Genomic DNA, 19,973 nt, shown 5'->3' with positions numbered 1-19,973 from the left:
TCAGAGGCTGATAAACGCCAGCATCCGTTGCAGCATGGCATCGCACGCCCGCAACTGATCGAGGCTGACAAACTCGTCGGGCTTGTGGCCCTGGTCCATGCTGCCGGGGCCGCAGATCACAGTGGGAATGCCCACCGCATCGAACAGTCCACCTTCTGTACCAAACGCTACAGTGCCGAAATCCTTTGAGCCGCAGAACGCTGAAATCAATTCCGCCGCCTGGCTTTGCGCATCGGTGGCCAACCCCGGATACGCCGACAAGGCGCTGAAGCGGATATCACTCTGCGCACTGACCGCGCGCATACGCGGCAACACTTCGCGTTCGGCGTAGGCTTTCAGTGCTTCGGCGACGAGGGCCGGATCTTGCGAGGGCAGGGCGCGGATTTCGAAGTCGAAACGGCAATCGGCAGGCACGATGTTCAAGGCTTTGCCGCCGCTGATCACCCCGGTTTGCACCGTGCTGTAGGGCGGATCGAAGCGCGCATCGTGATGCTCCGGCGCTTTCAACTGCTGGCCGAGCCGACCCAGTTCGCCGATCAGTTCGGCGGCGTATTCGATGGCATTGACGCCGAGTGGCGCATAGGCCGAATGGCACGGATGGCCGTGCACATCGCAGCGCATTGCCAGTTTGCCCTTGTGGCCGAGCACCGGTTTCAGCTCGGTCGGCTCGCCGATGATGCACAGCAACGGCTTGACCGGGCGTTGCTGCAAGACCTCAAGCAACGAGCGCACGCCGAGGCAGCCGACTTCTTCGTCATAAGACAGGGCAATGTGCACCGGCATGCGCAGCGGCGTTTTAACCAGCGACGGCACCAGGGCTAGCACGCAAGCGATATAACCCTTCATGTCCGCGGTACCGCGGCCAAACAGTTTGCCGTCGCGCTCGGTCAGTTCGAACGGCGGCAGCGTCCACGGCTGGCCATCGACCGGCACCACATCAGTGTGCCCGGACAGCACAATGCCTGGTTGATCCTGCGGGCCGATCGTGGCGAACAGGTTGGCTTTGCTGCGCTCATCGTTATAGATCAGCGCACACGGCACGTCGAAACCCGCGAGGTAGTCGCGGACGAATTCGATCAATTGCAAGTTGGATTCACGGCTGGTGGTGTCGAACGCCACCAGCGCCTTGAGCAACTCGACGCTGTTCATCGCTCGTCCCCGGCCACGCCATAGCCCGGCGCTTTCGCCGGATCGAGGGCGCGGTCGATGTAGTCCTGAAGCTGCGGTTCGTAGGCATCCCAGAGCTTTTGCAGCTGGCCGATCGGGTCTTCATCAGCCCAGTCGACGCGCAGGTTGACGATCGGCCAGGTCTGCTCGCCGACCACCACGACAGCGGCCGAATGCACCGGGCCGGCTTCGCCACCGAGCGCTTGTGCAGCGTGCAGGGCCTTGAGCAAACGATCGGCGAGTTGACCTTCGCCGTCCTCAAAAGCACTGACCATCGCTTCGATCACCGAACGCCCGGCGAGCATGTTGCCGGCGGCGACGCATTGTTCGCCGGTCACGGCGTTGTGCACGCCGAGGGTTTGCGCTCCGCTGAAATGTGCGGTCTGGCCGAGGTGGTTGATCGCGGTGATCTGCCGATATTGGCTGTAGCCGTTGCGCGTGAGCACCTTGTCCAGCGCATCGTCGGGTGCCAGACCTTGCTCCATCAGCGCGAGGACTTCCGGGCCGAGGGACGGCAGGGTGATGTTCTGGCTCGACACGGCGCCGACGCCGGGCAGCAGCCACGGGCAGCGCGCGCCGACGGCGATGCTGGAGGAACTGATGGCGACACCGAACTGGCCGGTTTCGGCGCAGCGGGCTGCGATTGAAAAGGTCATTTAATGAACTCCTTGTGTGTCTGGACTGGCCTCTTCGCGAGCAAGCTCGCTCCCACAATGAAATGCATTCCAAATGTGGGAGCGAGCTTGCTCGCGAAGGCCGCGACTCGGTGTGATGCCTTACTCAGGAATCACCGCAATCACATCAATTTCCATCAGCCACTGCGGCTGCCCCAGCGCCGACACCACCAGTCCGGTCGAAATCGGGAACACCCCCTTGAGCCACTTGCCGACTTCGCCATACACCGCCTCGCGATAGCGCGGGTCGATCAGGTAAGTAGTGGTTTTGACGATATGGCTCATGTCGCTGCCGGCTTCTTCCAGCAGTTGCTTGACGTTGCGCATGGCCTGTTCAGCCTGCGCACGCGGATCACCCAGACCGATCAGATTGCCGTCGAAATCAGTGCCGACCTGACCGCGCACATACACGGTGTTGCCGGCGCGAACGGCCTGGCACAGATCGTTGTCCAGCGTCTGGTTCGGGTAGGTGTCTTTGGTGTTGAACATGCGGATGCGCGTGTGGGTTGGCTGGCTCATGTGAAACTCCTGAAGATGGCGTGCCCCGGCGCAATCGGCGCCGGAGCGAAAAAGGCAATCAAGCGTCGACGGTATCGGCGGTTTTGTTGTTGCTGCTCGAATGCAGCGCGGCTTCACGCTGCTCGGCATCGCGATAGTCGAGATACTTGCGCTGGGTGGCGATGTGATCGGCAACATGCTTGGCGTCGTGCCACACACCCCAGATAAATGACGAACCCCGGCGCGACTGCCACGGCAGCCCGAGGAAATACACCCCCGGCTCGCTCGACACGCCGCGCTGATGCACAGGCTTGCCCTTGTCATCGAACGCCGCGACCTGCAACCACGAATAATCCACGGCAAACCCGGTGGCCCAGATGATCGACGTGACGCCAGCCTTGGCCAAATCCAGATCGGCCAGCGGATTTTTCACGCACTCGGGGTCCGGATAGGTTTCGCGGGCCTCAGGTTCTTCCGGCAGGTCCAGACCGTTGCGCTCGATGTAGGCGTCGGCAGCATCGAGCAACGCCAGATAGTTTTCGTCGCCACGAGTGAGGTTACCGAGCAGATCCTGCTTGAAGGTCACCACGCCGTTATTGAACGATTCGGTGACGCCGACCAGGGTCATGCCGCGATGGGCCAGACCACGGAAATCGATGGTGCGACCGCCATGGGCGCCGCTGACCGCGATGGTCACATGCTCGCGACCGGGTTTCATCGCCGCTTGATCCCACTCGCCGAGCACACCCAGCCACCAGCAGAAATCCCGGTTGCGGTAAGCGCGAGGCGGGCGGTCGTGGGCGCCGACCGACAGATAAACCTGCTTGCCGGAGCGTTGCAGTTCATCGGCGATCTGTACGCCGGAAGAACCGGCACCGACCACCAGCACTGCGCCTGCCGGCAATTGCTGTGGATTGCGGTAGTCAGCGGAGTGGATTTGCAGCAGACGTTTGTCTTGCGGGGCAATCGCCGGGATCACCGGTTTCTGAAACGGCCCGGTCGCGGCGACTACGCGGCTGGCTTCGATCACGCCTTCGGAGGTCTCGACAGTGAAACCCGGGCGTCCGACATTGCGCACCACGCTTTTCACTTCCACACCGGTGCGGATCGGCGCATTGAATTTCTTCGCGTAGGCTTCGAAGTAGTCGGCTACACGTTCTTTCGGGGCGAACCCGTCGGGATCGACGTCATCGAATTCCAGGCCGGGAAAACGATCGTGCCACGCCGGACCGTTGGCAACCAGTGAGTCCCAGCGTCCGGTGCGCCAGCGTTCGGCAATGCGATTGCGCTCCAGCACCAGGTGCGGCACACCGAGTTTGCTCAGGTGCTCGCTCATTGCCACGCCCGCTTGGCCGGCACCCACGATCAGCGTGTCTGTTTTTATTATTTCAGGGGTCATCTCTACATCCTTCCTAGCAAGGCAGTGGGATTCGGGCCGCTGTTGGCTTGTCCGTTTGGCTTGAGGTCAGACTAGGGAGAGGGGGGATATCGGTAAAATATTATTAAGCTGGGATGTGAAGATAAAATTCTGATGCAGAGGGGCGAAAGCCTTTAAAAGTGCGGGTTGCAGCTCTGGATGCGGGAAGGTCGGGGTGAACCTGACTCTTAAATTTCACGCTTGCGTTGTGGCGCCAGCCCATGACCGGTGAGGAGTTTTTTCGCCGTCTCGGGCTCATCCGGCAATTGGCCGCTGAGATCCCAGATTTCGAGCATTTTTTCGTATTCGAAAGCATGGCGCGGGTCGAGTTGTACCCAGCGCTGGAAATCCTCGCGTACAGCCGGCGGACAGTCATCATCGTGCAGACGCATGCACCAATCGGCGGCTTGCAGAGAGATGTCTTCGTCCATTTCGTTGAGGTCGGAAGGGGTCATTGAACGAGGGTAACAAAAAAGTCCGTCAAGCGATGCCGACGGACTTTTTTTATGCCGAATTTTCAGCGTTTGAGAAACGCTAGCAAATCCTCATTCAAGGCCTGCGCATGCGTCACCGCAAAGCCATGTGGCGCCCCTGCGTAGACCTTCAACTCGGCGCCTTTGATTTGTGCGGCAGCCTGTTTGCCAGTGGTTTCGAACGGCACGATCTGATCACCGTCACCATGGATCACCAGCGTCGGCACGTCGATCTTGGCCATGTCTGGGCGGAAGTCGGTTTCCGAGAACGCCGTGACGCAATCCACCGTGCCTTTGAGCGACGCCAGCAGGGCGACATTCAGCGTTTGCGTGAGCACGCCGTCAGAGACTTTCTGGCCTTGGTTGGTGCCATAGAACGGCGCGGCGAAATCGGCGATGAATTGCGCGCGATCCTGCAGCAGGCCCGCCTTGATGCCGTCGAACACCGAGGTGTCGACGCCCTGTGGGAAGTCGGCTTTCTTGCCGAACAGTGGCGTCACCGCGCCCAACAACACCAGACCGGCAACGCGCTCGCTGCCATGCCGGGCAATGTAGCGGCTGACGTCGCCGCCGCCCATGGAAAAGCCCACCAGTGTCACGTCGCGCAAGTCCAGATGGTTGATCAGTTGCGCGATGTCATCGGCGAAGGTGTTGTAGTCGTAACCGGTCCACGGCTGGTCGGAACGGCCAAAGCCACGGCGATCGAACGCGATGGTGCGATAGCCACGGCTGCTCAGGTATTCCATCTGGTATTCCCACATGTCGGCATCCAGCGGCCAGCCGTGGCTGAACAGCACGGGTTTACCGCTGCCCCAATCCTTGAAGTAAATCTCGGTGCCGTCTTGCGTGGTGAAAGTGCTCATGGAAACTCCTGCTTCAGGGTTCGCTGCCGAAATGGCGGCATTCACTATCAGCGCAAAGCGATTCGGCTACTTGTATGCAGGTGCTGGTTTTGCGCCGGAACAGTCGTGGGTTGCTGCAGAGTTGTATGATGCAACCCGAAGCTACACGTTCGGCCACTGAGAGGGAGTACGTTTACGTGAAACGCAAAAGTTTGCAGGGCAATGCCTGCCCGGTCGCCCGGACGCTGGACCTGATCGGCGACTGGTGGTCGTTGCTGATCATTCGTGACGCGCTGGACGGCATCCGGCGTTTCAATGATTTCCAGAAGAGTCTGGATATCGCGAAAAACATGCTCAGCGCGCGCCTCAAGGGGCTGGTGGAGCAGGGGATCCTGCAGGCAATGCCCGCCGCCGACGGCGGCGCCTATAAGGAATACGTGCTGACAGAGCGTGGCAAAGCCTTGCAGACCGTGATCGTCGCGCTGTCGCAGTGGGGCGGCGAGTTCATGTACGCGCCCGGTGAGCCGGGGTCGGTGATGGTTGATGCAAAGGATCGTCAGCCGATTCGCAAGCTGGAATTGATCTCGGCCGATGGTCGGTCGCTGGCTCCGGAGGACGTTGCGACGCGACTGGGTGTTGAGCACTGACCAACAAAGGTTTGACGCCAAAATGATGGCCAACTAATATCGCGCCACTATTTTGATGTCATTCTTGGCGCCCGTCCTTAATCGAGAAACTTCGTCCGTGAATAAACGCGCATTACTGCCTCTGGCTGTGATTTTTACGCTGGCAGGCTGCCATTCCAATGTTCGGGATTCTTCTCCAAGCCTGCTGAAAGATGGTGTTCAACTAGGCCAGAACAAAGTGGCAACGGATGACCAGCACGCCAAGGTCATCATGAAAGCCTCCGGTGGCACCCATCCGGTGGAGTTTTCCATCCGGCGCGCGGATGATCCTGACCGTCGAATGGAGGTTCTTGGCACCGTCGTCGATTCAGGTCGGGGCCATGTTTTCGGCTGGATCGCCAAACTCAATGAAGTGGCGAACAGCGCCACGGTCAAGCGCTTCCCGCAAGTGGAGGCACAAGCGGATGCCGATAAGCCCTTTGAAATTTCGGGGTATTCGAACGGCCGGGTTACGGGAGGTATTTATACCTGCGGGCCGCTGACCACTGTTTTCACTCCCGAGCGTGGCAAGGTCTACCAGGTGGAGTTCCAGTTCAGCGGTGAGCATTGTGAACAGCACGTTTATGACGTTACTCAGCCCCGGCAGCGCACGCTCGTAAAGAGTTGAGTCGGCACGCACAGCGCACTGAATTTATCGAAAAAAAGGAAACACCCTGTGAAACGGAATCTCTCCCTGGCACTTATTATTCTGGCCGCGACATTGTCTGGCTGCGCCACTAATAAGCCGGTCGTTGACCCATCGCTGGTCGGTTCATGGAAAGGTCAGCGCGACGAAAACGGCAAATGCCAGTTCATGTCCTGGAAAAACCAGTTCAACGCCGACGGTACTTTCTCCATCACCTTTTTCCGCGACGCCAAGCAGACACAGAAGGTGCAAACCGAGCATGGCACCTGGACAGCTACCAATGGCAAAAGTGTGCTGAGAACCAATGGCGTCGCTGCGCCTGATGTTTACACCTACAAGCTTACTGATGCTGACACAGTGCATTACGTCAATGTGGAGAAAGGCCCTTCGGCGGATTGCCAGGAAGATTATGCTTTTGATGAGCACCGTATTCGCGGGTAAGCCAGTCAGAAGCATTGCGGGGCTGCAACGGCCCCGTTTGTTCAATCCTCGATACAATCCCGACAAAAGGTCGAAACGATTGTTTGACGTCAAAATGATGGCCATCTAATATCGCGCCACTATTTTGATGTCACTTTCGTCTCGAGGGATCGAACATGTCCTCACCCGCCCTCGTGGCGAGGTTGTGCGTAGCTTTGCTGTGCCTGTCTCCACTTCAGATTGCCGTCGCCGCTCCTACCCCCGGTGACACTGACCTTATCCGTGACCGCCAGAACCGCCTGCTCGAAGAGCAGCAGCGGCGCCTCGAAGAACTCAAGGACCTGCCCGGCAAGGACGCCAAGCCTGCGCAACCGGCAGCCCCCACCGATACCCGCTGTTTCCCGATCAAAGACATCGAACTCAAAGGGGCCGACAGTCTTTCCGAGCGCGACAAGACTCGTCTGCTCAAACCCTATATCGGTGAATGCCTCGGTGTGCCGCAGCTCAACGAGCTGCTCAAAGTCATCACCGATCACTACATCGAGAAAGGCCTGGTCACCAGCCGCGCCTACCTGCCACAGCAGGATCTGTCCACCGGGCATCTGCAAGTGCTGGTGGTCGAAGGCAAACTTGAAGGCATGAAAGGCGCGGAAAACAGCCAGCTCTCGGAGCGCGAACTGGCCATGGCTTTCCCCGGCAAAACCGGTGACCTGGTCAATCTGCGCGAGATCGAGCAGATGGTCGATCAGCTCAATCGTCTGCCATCCAATCAGGCAAAAATGGAGCTGGCGCCCGGGCAGAATGTCGGCGGCAGTGCAGTGCTGGTCACCAACACGCCGCAGAAGCCATGGCGAGTAGGGCTGTCGCGCAACAACGACGGCCAGCGCAGCACCGGCGAACAGCAGTGGGGCACCACGTTTGACTGGGACAGTCCGCTCGGCCTGGCAGATCAGTTGAGCCTGCGCGGTGGTCACGATGCGATGACGGATCATCAGCACACCTCCCGTAACGCCATGCTCAATTACAGCTTGCCGTGGGGCTGGTGGACGTTCAGTTACACCTACAGTCAGAGCGAGTACCGCTCGCAAATCGCCGCCAACCTCTACAACTTCAAACAGACCGGCGACAGCGAAAACCATCAGTTGCGCGCCGAGCGGGTGATCCACCGCGACGCCGTCAGCAAGACCTCGCTCAGCGCTGGCCTGTCGTACTTGCGCACCAATAATTTCATCGAAGACAGCAAGCTCAAACTGAGCAGCAACCGCATCAGCGAAGCGCAGTTCGGCTTCAACCACGGTCGCCGTGTCGGCAGTGCCTTCGTCAACTTTGACGCCGGCATGCAGGAAGGCATCGGCGCGTTCGACGCTCAAGGCAGTCATGATCCGGGCCCGGGCGAGCCGAATGCGCGCTATCGCAAATACACCGCCACCCTGAGTTATTTGCAGCCATTCAAACTCTGGGGAGAGTCGTTCAGTTTCAGTAGCCTGATGACCGGTCAGCGCAGTGAAGACGTGTTGTTCAGCCCGCAACGCACCAGCCTTGGCGGCTCGTCGTCGATTCGTGGTTACAAGGATCAATCACTGTCCGGTGACAGCGGTGGTTACTGGCGCAATGACCTGCGCTGGAGTCGTCCGGTGACAGTCGAGTGGCTGCAACCAGTGTTCGCTGAATACGGCACAAGCCTCGGTTACGACCAGGGCGTGATCCAGAACGGTCGCTACAACGGCGATCAGCACGGGCGCATGTCGAGCAATTCGCTGGACCTGTTTGCCCGTGGCAAGTACCTGTCCGCCGGGGTGACGTTTGCCCATTCCCTGGAACGACCGGATGCGCTGACCGAGCGTGAAGCACCGATTTACTTCCGCCTGGATTTCTTCCTCTAATACCGCCCGCCCCGAGATTCTGAAATGGACATCCTTCAACCGGCCTTTCTGGCCGGTCAGCCTGCTGCTGCCGAAAAAAACCGCGAACACTTCTTGGGTATGCCGAAACGCGGGCTGGCGTTTCTCTTGGCGAACGTCATGTTCTGGCAACCGATGTGGGCGCAGGCCGACGGCATCGTGGTGGCCAACCCGAACACCTCGCTGGACCGCGCCGGCAACGGCGTGCCGATCATCAATATCGCCACGCCCAATGCCAGCGGGCTGTCGCATAACCAGTTCCACGACTACAACGTCGGCGCGCAAGGACTGATCCTCAATAACGGCTCGACGCAGAATACGATCACGCAATTGGGCGGGCATATCGTCGATAACCCGAACCTGAAAAACAGCGGTTCGGCACAGGCGATTCTCAACGAAGTCATCAGTGGCAATCCGAGCCAGTTGCGCGGTTACACCGAAGTGGCGGGGCAGTCGGCGCGGGTCATTGTTGCCAACCCTTATGGCATCACCTGCAACGGTTGCGGGTTCATCAATTCGCCGCGCGTCACACTGACCACCGGCAAACCGGTGCTCGATAACGGCCGACTGGATCGCTTTCAGGTTGATCAGGGGGCGGTGGCGATCGAGGGCGCGGGCCTTAACGCGACCAACGTCGACCGTTTCGAAATCATCACCCGCAGCGCGAAGATCAACGCCGAGATTCAGGCGCAGAACCTGACGATCGTCGCCGGGCGCAACGACGTCAACGCACAAACTCTGAATGCCACGGCGCGGGCCGATGACGGTAGCGCCAAACCGCAACTGGCCATCGACTCCTCGGCGCTGGGCGGCATGTACGCCGGCGCGATCAAACTGGTCGGCACCGAGGCCGGGGTCGGGGTGAAACTCGACGGCAAACTGATTGCCAGCGGCGGTGATATTCAGCTCGACGCTAACGGGCAGTTGAGCCTCGCAGAAACCTCGGCCACCGGCGCCGTCACCGTCAAGGCTGCGAGCCTCGATACCCAAAGCGCGATCTATGCAGGCACCGCGCTCAATGTGCAGGCTCAAGGCAACCTGACCAACCGTCAGACCCTCGCCGCCCGCGACAGCATTAGCCTCAGCGCTGGTGGTCGACTGACGAATGCCGGCACCATCGAAGCGGGCGTCAACACCGACGGCAGTCGCAATGCCAGTGGCGATCTGAGCCTGACCGCGCAGCATCTGGACAACACCGGCAAGAGCTTGCTCGCCAGCCGCAATCTTACGGTCAACGCGGCCATCCTGAACAACCAGAACGGTACGCTCAACGCCAAAGCCATTGCCATCGGCGGTGGGGTTCTGGACAACCGCAACGGCCGGATGCTCGGCGATCTGGGCTTGAACATCGATCTCAGCGCGGCGCTGGACAACCGTGGCGGCGTGCTCGGTTCCGGTGCAATGGTCAATCTCAAAGCGGCCAGTCTCGATAACCGCGATGCCGGTTCATTGGTCAGCGATAGCGGGCTGACGGTGCGCGTCGATGGCTTGCTCGACAACCGCGACAAAGGTGCGATCACCGCCAAAGGTGCAACAAGCGTTTCGGTTGGCACACTGGTCAATCAGGCAGGCCTGATCAGCAGCCGCAACGCGTTGCAGCTGACTGCCGACCAGGCCCTGGATAACCAGCTCGGTACGGTGATTGCCGACGGCCAACTCACGCTCACCGCCAAGTCTCTGGACAACCGCAGCGGCAACCTCGTCGGCAAGTCGGATGTCAGCGTTCAGGCGCAGAACGTCAACAACCAGAAAGGCAAATTGATCGCCACTGGCATGCTTAAGCTCAATGCCGATCAACTCGATAACCGTCAGAATGGCCTGCTCGGGTCGACCAGCGCCATGACCCTGACGGTCGCTGAGCTGGATAATCGCGGTGGCGAAATCAGCACCAACAGCGACCTGCTGCTCACCGGCAAAAAACTCGACAACAGCGATGGCGGCAAGGTTTTCGCCAGCAAGTCAGCGACGCTGACGGTTGATCAAGTGCTCAACCGCAACAAGGGCCTGATCGATGCGGCCACGCGGTTCACGCTGCACGGGCGCACGCTGGCCAACAACGGCGGGGAATTGCGCAGCCAGCAAGCCATGCAGTTGACCGTCGACGATGCTTTCGATAACGCTCAGGGCAAAGTCAGCAGTGAAGCGACGCTGACAGTCAACGCCGCGCAGCTGATAAATAATCTGGGCATCTTCTCCAGTGCCTCTGATTTGAACCTCGTCAGCCGTGGTGGCCTCGATAACCTGGGTGGCAAGGTTGTCACCGACGGTGCGCTCCTCATTGACAGCGGCAGCCTCGACAACCGACAGCAGGGCACGCTCAGCGGTAAAGGTGCAGTCACCGTTACCACCGGCGCATTCGATAACAGCGAGGGCTTGCTCAGCAGTGCCGACACCCTGGACCTCGTCGCCGGGCAAGTCACCAACAATGGTGCTGGCAGTATCGGCAGTCAGGGCGCGCTGACGGCGTCGGTCAAAGGACTCGATCAACAGGGTGGCAAGCTGTTCAGCAACACGCGCCTGAGCCTGGATCTGAATCATGGGCAACTGAACAACGGTGGTTCGATCAACACCCCCGGCGCGCTGCTGCTCAAGCAACTCAACGGCGTCAACAACCAGGGCGGCACGATCTCCAGCGCGGAAGCGTTCACACTGACCGCGCAAAACCTTGATAACAGCGGCGGCAATCTCTTGAGTAATCAGGGGCTGACCCTGCGCATCGCGGCGGCGCTGGATAACGTCAAAGGCATGATCGGAGCAGCAGCCATCGATGCCCGCGCGGGGAATGTGAACAACAGCGGCGGCAGCTTGATCAGCCGTGGTGATCTTGAGCTGAACGTCGACGGCCAGTTGCGCAACGACGGCGAAGGCTTGATCAACAGTAAGGGCAATCTGACGCTGACTGCGACGGGGCTCGACTCGAGCAACGGGGGCGAAGTTTCCGCTAATGGCGACATTGACCTGGCGCTGACCTCGCTGACTCAAAACGGCGGACGACTGCTGGGTGAAAAATCCGTCACAGTGGATCTGGCCAATGGCGACCTCGACAACCAGAACGGTCTGCTCACTGCCAAAGGTCCGCTGACCCTCAAGCGCCTGCGCGATCTGAATAACCAGAACGGCGAAGTCTCCAGCAACCTCGGTTTTGACTTGATCGGCCGAGCGATGAATAACAGCGCCGGCAAAATCATCAGCGGTGAAAAACTGTTGGTGCGCGGCACGGATTTGATCAACCAGAAAGGTCTGCTGTCCGGCTGGCAAGCGCTGGCGGTGAACGGCAACAGCCTCGACAACCGCGACGGCGGCACGCTGTCGAGCAAATACGCCGATGTCAGCGTTGATCTCAGCGGCAAGCTGCTCAACGGCGGCGCGGGCGCGGTGGTCGCTCAGGGCAATCTGAGCATCAACGCCGGCACTCTCGATAACAGCGACAAGGGCAACCTCAGCAGTGGAGCGGGGCAGACCCTGACGCTGGCCGGTGCGCTTAATAACAATCAGGGTGGCCTGATTGCCAGCGGTGCGGCGCTGGATATCGTCAGCACCGCGTTCAGCAATATCGGCGGCGTGATCAATGCGCAGCAGGTCATCAATGCCACGGCTTCAAGCCTCGACAACAGCGGCGGACAGATCGCCGGCAACGACGCGATCAACCTCAACCTGAGTGGCCAGCTGAACAACAACGCCGGCAAACTCGCGGGTGCCGGGCCGATGCTGATCAAGGGCGTGACCGATCTGCGCAATCAGAACGGTCAGCTCGCCAGCCAGAAAAACCTCGACCTGCGCACCGGTTCGCTGGACAACAGCAACAAGGGCACCGTCGCCGCCAATGACCAGTTGCTGATCACCGCAACGGGCGCCGTCAGCAACAGTGCCGATGGCCTGATCTACAGCAAGAATGCCGATGTGCAACTGCACGCGGCCAGGCTGCTCAACGGCAAAGGCTCAATCCAGAGCGACAGCGGTCTGACCCTTGAGATCAGCGGCGATTTCGACAACCAGAGCGGCAAAGTCATTGCCCAGAACGGCGATGTGCTGATCACCGCGGCCAACATCGATAACCGTGGCGGCACGCTTTCCAGCATCAAAGGTGCCTTGGAGGCGCGCACGGTTGGCGTCCTGCGCAATGGTTTCGACCTGAACAACAACCGTCAGGGTGGCATCATTCAGGCGCAGAGCCTGACGCTGTCGGCATTGGCTGGCCTGAACAACAACGGCGGGCGGATCTCGGCGCAAGCGACAGACAGCAGCATTACCACGGCGGCGCTGGATAACGGCAGTGGTGTGCTTTACGCCAAAGGGCTTCTGGGCGTTACGGGTGCAAGCCTTGATAACAGCGGTGGGCAGATCGCCGCCGAGCGCATCGACTTCGGCCTCAGCGGGGCACTGCGCAATGGCGCGGGCGTTATCGAAAGCAACACACAACTGAACGTCAAAGCCAATTCTGTCGATAACCAGAACGGTCGTCTGCGCTCGCTGGGCACCTCCGGCAAGACCGAATTTCAGCTTGGCGGCCTGCTCGACAACCGCAATGGCGTATTGGAAACCGCTAACACGGACCTGACCCTGGCGGTCGGCAGCTTCCTCAACAGCGGCGGGCAACTCAACCACGTTGGGCGCGGCAAGTTCGATATCTCCACGGCCAATGTGCTGGGTGCCGGCGGCAGCATCGTGACCGGCGGTTTGCTGGAACTCAATGCCGATAGCTGGAACAACACCAGCGCGATTCAGGCCGGTCGCCTGAACGTGAACGTGCGCGAATTCAGCCAGAGCGCCAGCGGTAAACTGCTGGCTTCGGAGTCTTTGCAGGCCCGTGGCGGCAACTGGACCAACAACGGCTTGATCGCCAGTGATGGCTCCATCGATATGCAGTTGGGCGGAACCTATGCGGGTAGCGGTCGCCTGAGCAGTCAGCGCGGCACTTATCTCTCCGCTGCACAAATGAACCTCGGTGCGGGCGGCAGTTTCGCCGCCGGCGCGACGTCGACCATCAGCGTCGGTGGACAACTGATCAACTCGGCACGCATTTCCTCTAGCGAAGACCTGACCGTCAACGCCGGCAGCGTTGCCAACTACGGTAGCTTGGGGGCGGCGCAGAACCTGTTCATCAACACGCCCACATTGCTCAACGATCGCGGGCTGATTTTCAGCGGCAACAACATGACACTCGGCGTCAGCACGCTGACCAACCAGCACGGCGATTTCTACGGTCTGGGCAATGTGCTGATCGGTGGATATGGCGGCGCAGCGCGGGCTGCCGGGGTCTATAACATTTCCGGTTCGATGGAGAGCGGGGGTGGCTTTACGCTGAATGCCGATGTGTTCGAGAACCGTACGGAAGGCCCGATCATGTCGGGTGACCGCAAGCTTGTTTCGGGGGTTATTGCCGGAAGTTGCGGTGATTGCGTCGGGGATAACTACAGCATCTACATTGCTGCACGTGAGACCTACCAAAGTACTGACAGCGATACCAGCGCGTCTGCCGTGCTTAACGTCGGTAAAGATTTCGTTTTCCAGGGCGGTACCTTTCTCAACAGCAAAAGTACCGTGGCTGCTGGCGGCAACATCACCATCACCGCTGACAACCTGAAGAACATTGGCGCAAAAACCGGCACCATCGAAGTCACACGCTACTACTCGTTTGACCTGACCGACGGCGGGACCTGGCGGTTTTTCTCCAATGTCGTAATGCCTTACAACCAGCGAAACAACCCTGACTTCCCGAATGAGTATTACCTGGATCCGCAAAGTCAGATCCGCAAAGCCAAACCTGAATCATCTGAGGTTGTGCAGGGCGGTGAGCTTGGTCAATCGTATGAATATGTCGCACTTATAGACAGCGTAACGGGCGAAGACGTCACTCAGCGCAAATACGGCGCAGGATTGACCGGACTAAAACCGGGCTTTGAAAAGAACACGCCATCGTGGTACGACCCGAATAACCTGCTTGCACTCCCAAGCGAACTGGCTCAGCGCACACCGGACGATACAAAAGAATCTGCCGTCGACAGTACCGGTGTCACCAGTACAGTCACTGGTCGTAACGCGGTCATCCAGGCAGGCGGCAAAGTCGCGATCACGGCTACTCGGGCGGTTGAAAACTCCGTCATCCATGAGGACTACGGCTCAAACGGCGGCACCAATAAAGTGGCTGACACCAAGGTCGGGAACAGTGGTACCACCGTTGTCCGCATCAACAGTCAACTGCCGCCAGACCTCGCCCAACAGCAAGTCAATCCGCTGAGCTTGCCCGGCTTTTCCTTGCCCACCGGCGAGAACGGCCTGTTCCGTTTGAGCGGGCAGGGCATCAGCACTGCATCGTCCGGCAATGGGCCCGCGCCCACCTGGACAGTTGGCAGTGAAGCCATCAGCGCTCAGGATCATTTGGCCGTCGCCACCAGTGGCGGTCCGCGCAATCTGTTTGTCGACGCCCCGGCTCAGGTTTCCGACGGCACTCGTGCGGTCGATACGTTCCATCGAACCTCGAGCACTGGTGATGACAGCCGTCCGGTCACCCGCGTTACCGGCCTGCCGGATACCAAGGCGCCGTCCATCGCACACAAATATCTGATCGAAACCAACCCGGTACTCACCGACCTCAAGTCGTTCATGAGCTCGGATTACCTGCTGGAAAAACTCGGCTACAACCCCGACCAGAGCGCCAAACGCCTGGGCGACGGCCTCTATGAACAACGCCTGATCCAGCAAGCCGTCACCGCTCGCACCGGTCAGGCTTTCCTCGACGGCCAGACCTCCAACGAGGGCATGTTCAAGTACCTGATGAACAACGCCATCGCCAGCAAGGACGCGCTCAACCTGTCGGTCGGCGTCGGCCTCACCTCGCAGCAAGTCGCCGCGCTGACGCACGACATCGTCTGGCTCGAAGAGCACGAAGTGAACGGCGAGAAAGTGTTGGTGCCGGTGGTGTATCTGGCGCAAGCCAGCGGCCGTCTCGGCCCTACCGGGGCGTTGATTGCCGGTAATGATGTGACGCTGATTGCCGGTGAGAATCTGGATAACGTCGGCACCTTGAAAGCGACCAGTAACCTGTCGGCGACGGCGGGCAAGGATTTGGTCAATAGTGGATCAATCGAGGCGGGTAATCGTCTGGATCTGTTGGCGACCAACAACATCGTCAACAAGGCCGGCGGCATCATCGCCGGACGCGATGTCAGCCTGACCACGCGCACGGGTGATGTGATCAACGAGCGGACCCTTACCTCGTCCGACAACAGCACTCGATATGCCAAGCAACATAATGACTATGCCGATAACGCAGCCCGCATCGAAGCCGCCAATGACCTGACCGTCAAAGCGGCGCAAGACATCAATATCGTCGGCGGCGTCATGCAAAGCGGCCGCGACATGACAATGAACGCCGGCCGCGACGTCAACGTGTCGTCCGTGCAAGTCACCAACAGCGTGTACATGGACGCGAAGCACAACCGCAGCGACATCACTCAGTTGGGCGCCGACATCGATGCCGGGCGTGACTTCAAGGCCGACGCCAAGCGTGACATCGCTGTCATCGCCAGTGAGATCGATGCCAAGCGTGATGTGGCGATGTCAGCGGCTGAGAACATGCTGATCAGCTCGGCGGCGGACGAACAACACTCGCTGTCCAAAAGCAAGAAAGTCACCCGTCAGGAAGACCATGTCAGTCAGGTCATGTCCGGCATTACGGCGGGTGGCGACGTGTCGCTGGCGGCGGGGCAAAACCTCGCCGTGGTGTCCAGTCGTGTCACTGCTGGCGATGAAGCCTACCTGGTAGCGGGTGATCGTCTGGATATCCTGGCTGCGCAGGATACCGATTACTCGCTGTATGACATGAAGAAGAAAGGTAGCTTCGGCAAAAAGAAAACCAAGCATGACGAAGTCACTGATGTGAAGAACATCAGCAGCGAAATCACCTCCGGCGGCAGCATGCTGCTCGCCAGTGGCGGCGATCAGCATTATCAGGCGGCCAAACTCGATAGCGGAAACGACCTGGTTATCAGCAGTGGCGGAGCCGTCACGTTCGAGGGCGTGAAAGACCTGCATCAGGAGAGTCACACAAAAAGCAATACCAGCCTCGCCTGGAACTCGATGTCGGGCAAAGGCAAAACCGACGAGACCTTGCGCCAAAGCCAGTTGCTGGCCAAAGGGCAATTGGTGATCAACGCGGTTGATGGCCTGAACATCGACATCAAACAGATCAACCAGAAATCGATCAGCCAGACCATCGATGTAATGGTGAAGGCAGATCCACAACTGGCGTGGCTGAAAGAAGCCGAGAAGCGCGGTGACGTCGACTGGAAACTGATCAAGGAAACCCACGACTCGTTCAAATACAGCAGCTCAAGCCTTGGTCAGGGCGCGATGTTGGTGATCATTATTATCGTCACCGTGCTGACGGCAGGTGCTGCCAGTACAGCGGTTGCGTCTGCCAGTACGGCAATGGGGGCGAGCGCTAGCGGCACTATGGCGGCGGCATCGGCGGCCACTGCTGCAACGGCAACCTCGGCCGCTACTGCTGCCACTGCGGCAGGGTTGGGGAACGTGATGGCCTCAGCCGTGTTGACCACCATGGCCAGCACCGCAGCCGTTAGCACGATCAATAACAAAGGCAATCTAGGGGCTGTAGTTAAGGAAACCTTTAGTAAGGATAATCTGAAAAGTGCAGCGATTTCGGGTCTCACAGCTGGCGTTACAAAGGGTGTGATCGATCCACAACTCGGCGGCCACACGGTGCCGTTCAACAACCTTACAAAAGGATTTGACCTAAATACTCTTCAAGGTATCGGTGGTTTCGCGGTTCATGCGGGTGCTCAGGGGATCGCTGGCGGGGCCATAAAAACCGTGATTGGTGGGGGCAGTTACAGCGATAACTTGAAGGAAGGGCTGGTTTCGCAGGCCGGCAACGTGGCCGCTGCCACCGCGTTCAACTTTGTCGGGGGCTATTCCCAAAATCACTGGCAGGCAGCAAAGGATGCGGGTGATACAACCGGTATGGCGATGTGGGCCGAGGGGGGCGTGGCTCGCACTGCGATGCATGCGTTGATGGGGGGCGCGATCTCCAGTGCAACCGGTGGCGATTTCAAAACCGGCGCGGTGGCTGCAGGCGCCAGCCAGGCTATGGCCAGCGTACTCAACTCCACGTTCGACACCCAACCTGAGCTACGCCAGGCATTTTCCCAGATTGTCGGTTTGACCGCCGCTGGACTGGCCGGTGGAGATGTCAACAAGGCATCGTGGGTCGCTTTGATGGCTGACGAATACAACCGTCAGCTTCATCAAAAAGAAACGTTGGCATTGGAAAAACTGCAGAAAGAGAACCCTGATAAAGCTTATCAACTCAAGGCGGCGGCCTGTGCCTTGGTTCATTGCAGTGCTTCGGTTCCGCCCGATGATCCGCAGTATGAAACCATCAAAGCATTGGAAACTGATGGTAAAGGTTTCAAAGATGCTCAGGGTGCGCTGTTCGCTACGGGAGCCTTTGACGAGTATTCGAAATGGGATCAGGTCAACGACGGCCTGCTGCGCAATGAAGAAAGTGCTCAACGCACAGGCAACGCCGGCCGAGCGATATTAGGAGCCGCGGGCGCTGTTGCAGGTTACAGCGGCGCGATAATCACAAGCCCGGCCTGCGTGACTCTTGTTGGTTGCGCCCTGCCTGGCATGTCCGCGGCAGCGGGTGCAGCCTCCTTTCTGGAGAGCTGGGAAGCTACTGGAAGACTGTTTGCACCATATGAATACACCCAGGGCGACAGGGTGCTCGCGTCCTTCAGCAGTGAAACCTATCCGGGCGATGTGAACCCGCTTCGTGATTACGGTACGGAAGCTGCGAAAGCTGCAGTGGAGATGTTGCTGCTCAAGGGCGCCGGAAAATACCTAGAGGGAAGTGGGGAGCTGCTGTTAACTTCAGGTGGCAAGAAGGGAGGGAGTCTCCCAGGCAGCACCTCGGCAGTCGATAAAGTTGAATTCAATGCTACTCGCGATGCAGAGGGCTTTGGGCTGTCTGCTCAGCGTGACTTTGTCCCGGGGAAAGAGCATCGTGCGGAAAATATCAACGCTGGACAGGTAACGGATCGTGATGGTCTTCCGCGTGTTGATGGTGAGAAAACGGCGAATGATCTGCTACTGACTGAGCAGGCAGGCGGCGTAAAACCTCCTTATTGGGGTACACAACGTCCAGCTTGGAAGGAGGGGACGATCGTGAGAGATAAGGTAGTGGATCAGCCGCGCACTATGACGATGACTATAAATGAAGATCAGTATGCGAAAATGCTAGAAAGTGAGGCGTTTGGCAGGAATCCGGCCACCTCTCTAGGCGGATGGGCCACGGATACGCCTATAAATTCTGTAGCAGACGTTAGAAATAAACTCGCGGTGTCCGAGGAGTTCAAAGAAGGTCCATTGTATCAAGTTACATTTACTGTTAAGCCAGGACCAGGAATTCGTGAGGGAACAGTCGGCGATATGTGGGATGCGACCAATGGTGTTCGATTGCCTGGTGGCGGGCATCAGGTGAATTTTATGGATAAGTCACCTCGAACTAATCCTGAGTTATACCAAGTTGATATGGGGTCAGTGAGGGCGTTGCAATGAAACAACTAATTAAAGAGGTTAGAACGATTTGGGAGTTCGAGGGTGGGGCGGGCTTTGAACAATTTGTCCGCTGGGATGGTGCGCGAACCAGTTTTGATGAAATTAAAAAAAATATGGCGATTACGAAAAATCTTACGCTTAAAGGCTTTAAGCGCTTATTGATTCTGGATGATGACGTTGAAATTAGCATCCCAGTGGAGGAGATTCCCCATATTCTTTCAGATAGGACTGGCGTACTGGTGATTTTTGAAGCGAAACCAACAAAACTCAGCTGCTCCATTGCTCCTTGGTTTTTTGAGTGTCCTAATAATGCAGCTATCTATAATGCTGACGGTTCATTGCGATTCCAACTACAAAGTCCGTATGGAATAGGTAGTTATATTGGTGCGGTACACCACTCCGCATCGCAAAATTATCCTGAATCTTTAGGTGTCTTGGTCGGTTCGTTAGGACATCAGCCAGAATGGCTTTGTTCGATTGATCCCAATAGTCCGAAACTGATATCTACGGGGAAGTGGGTTCGCTATTAGTCAATGAGTTGGTTCTATTGATTTAGCATATAAATGGGGACACATATAAATGGGGACAGACCACGTTTAGAAAGCGCTCTGAAAATGTGGTCTGTCCCCGTTTTATTCAACCTGAGCTACGCCAGGCATTTTCCCAGATTGTCGGTTTGACCGCCGCTG

General features: G+C 58.5%; 12 protein-coding genes. 6 read left to right on the top strand and 6 right to left on the bottom strand.

Going from position 1 to position 19,973, the window contains the following annotated elements; genetic code table 11:
* The 6 genes from argE to FGA82_RS14675 form a co-directional block, all read right to left on the bottom strand.
* On the bottom strand, nucleotides 1-1,149 hold the full coding sequence (argE, locus tag FGA82_RS14700) for an acetylornithine deacetylase (RefSeq protein ID WP_141127614.1): 1,149 nt from the start codon (nucleotides 1,147-1,149) through the stop codon (nucleotides 1-3).
* A complete protein-coding gene (locus FGA82_RS14695) occupies nucleotides 1,146-1,823 on the bottom strand; it encodes a DUF1028 domain-containing protein (RefSeq protein WP_141127613.1) in 678 nt (225 codons plus the stop codon). Before FGA82_RS14695 ends, argE begins: the two co-directional genes overlap by 4 nt.
* Nucleotides 1,824-1,943: 120 nt before the next feature.
* Nucleotides 1,944-2,360 (bottom strand): RidA family protein, encoded by a 417-nt coding sequence (locus FGA82_RS14690; RefSeq protein ID WP_099758743.1) that lies wholly within the window; start codon nucleotides 2,358-2,360, stop codon nucleotides 1,944-1,946.
* Nucleotides 2,361-2,418: 58 nt separating this feature from the next.
* Nucleotides 2,419-3,738: a flavin-containing monooxygenase gene (locus FGA82_RS14685; protein WP_141127612.1), complete on the bottom strand. Its 1,320-nt coding sequence runs from the start codon at nucleotides 3,736-3,738 to the stop codon at nucleotides 2,419-2,421.
* A gap of 206 nt (nucleotides 3,739-3,944) precedes the next feature.
* Entirely contained in the window at nucleotides 3,945-4,211 is a 267-nt protein-coding gene (locus tag FGA82_RS14680; RefSeq protein WP_141127611.1) for a FecR/PupR family sigma factor regulator, read from the bottom strand.
* A gap of 62 nt (nucleotides 4,212-4,273) precedes the next feature.
* On the bottom strand, nucleotides 4,274-5,092 hold the full coding sequence (locus tag FGA82_RS14675) for an alpha/beta fold hydrolase (RefSeq protein WP_141127610.1): 819 nt from the start codon (nucleotides 5,090-5,092) through the stop codon (nucleotides 4,274-4,276).
* 176 nt (nucleotides 5,093-5,268) lie between these two features.
* Between FGA82_RS14675 and FGA82_RS14670 the strand changes: the two genes are divergently transcribed.
* The 6 genes from FGA82_RS14670 to FGA82_RS14645 all read left to right on the top strand — a co-directional run bounded on the left by FGA82_RS14670 (nucleotide 5,269) and on the right by FGA82_RS14645 (nucleotide 19,814).
* A complete protein-coding gene (locus FGA82_RS14670) occupies nucleotides 5,269-5,718 on the top strand; it encodes a winged helix-turn-helix transcriptional regulator (RefSeq protein ID WP_141127609.1) in 450 nt (149 codons plus the stop codon).
* Between the two features lie 97 nt (nucleotides 5,719-5,815).
* Entirely contained in the window at nucleotides 5,816-6,364 is a 549-nt protein-coding gene (locus tag FGA82_RS14665) for a hypothetical protein (protein ID WP_141127608.1), read from the top strand.
* 48 nt (nucleotides 6,365-6,412) lie between these two features.
* The gene (locus FGA82_RS14660; RefSeq protein WP_095050056.1) at nucleotides 6,413-6,823 is read left to right on the top strand and encodes a lipocalin family protein; all 411 of its coding nucleotides are present in this window, start codon (nucleotides 6,413-6,415) and stop codon (nucleotides 6,821-6,823) included.
* Nucleotides 6,824-6,978: 155 nt separating this feature from the next.
* The gene (locus tag FGA82_RS14655) at nucleotides 6,979-8,685 is read left to right on the top strand and encodes a ShlB/FhaC/HecB family hemolysin secretion/activation protein (protein ID WP_141127607.1); all 1,707 of its coding nucleotides are present in this window, start codon (nucleotides 6,979-6,981) and stop codon (nucleotides 8,683-8,685) included.
* A gap of 24 nt (nucleotides 8,686-8,709) precedes the next feature.
* Nucleotides 8,710-19,284: a filamentous hemagglutinin N-terminal domain-containing protein gene (locus tag FGA82_RS14650; RefSeq protein ID WP_141127606.1), complete on the top strand. Its 10,575-nt coding sequence runs from the start codon at nucleotides 8,710-8,712 to the stop codon at nucleotides 19,282-19,284.
* Nucleotides 19,281-19,814 (top strand): hypothetical protein, encoded by a 534-nt coding sequence (locus FGA82_RS14645; protein WP_141127605.1) that lies wholly within the window; start codon nucleotides 19,281-19,283, stop codon nucleotides 19,812-19,814. Before FGA82_RS14650 ends, FGA82_RS14645 begins: the two co-directional genes overlap by 4 nt.
* The last annotated feature ends 159 nt before the right edge of the window (nucleotides 19,815-19,973 follow it).

This window comes from Pseudomonas fluorescens (assembly GCF_005938625.1).
GTDB lineage: Bacteria > Pseudomonadota > Gammaproteobacteria > Pseudomonadales > Pseudomonadaceae > Aquipseudomonas > Aquipseudomonas fluorescens_BD.
Note: the sequence above shows the minus strand (reverse complement) of the source record. Positions and strands in the feature narration are given on the sequence as shown.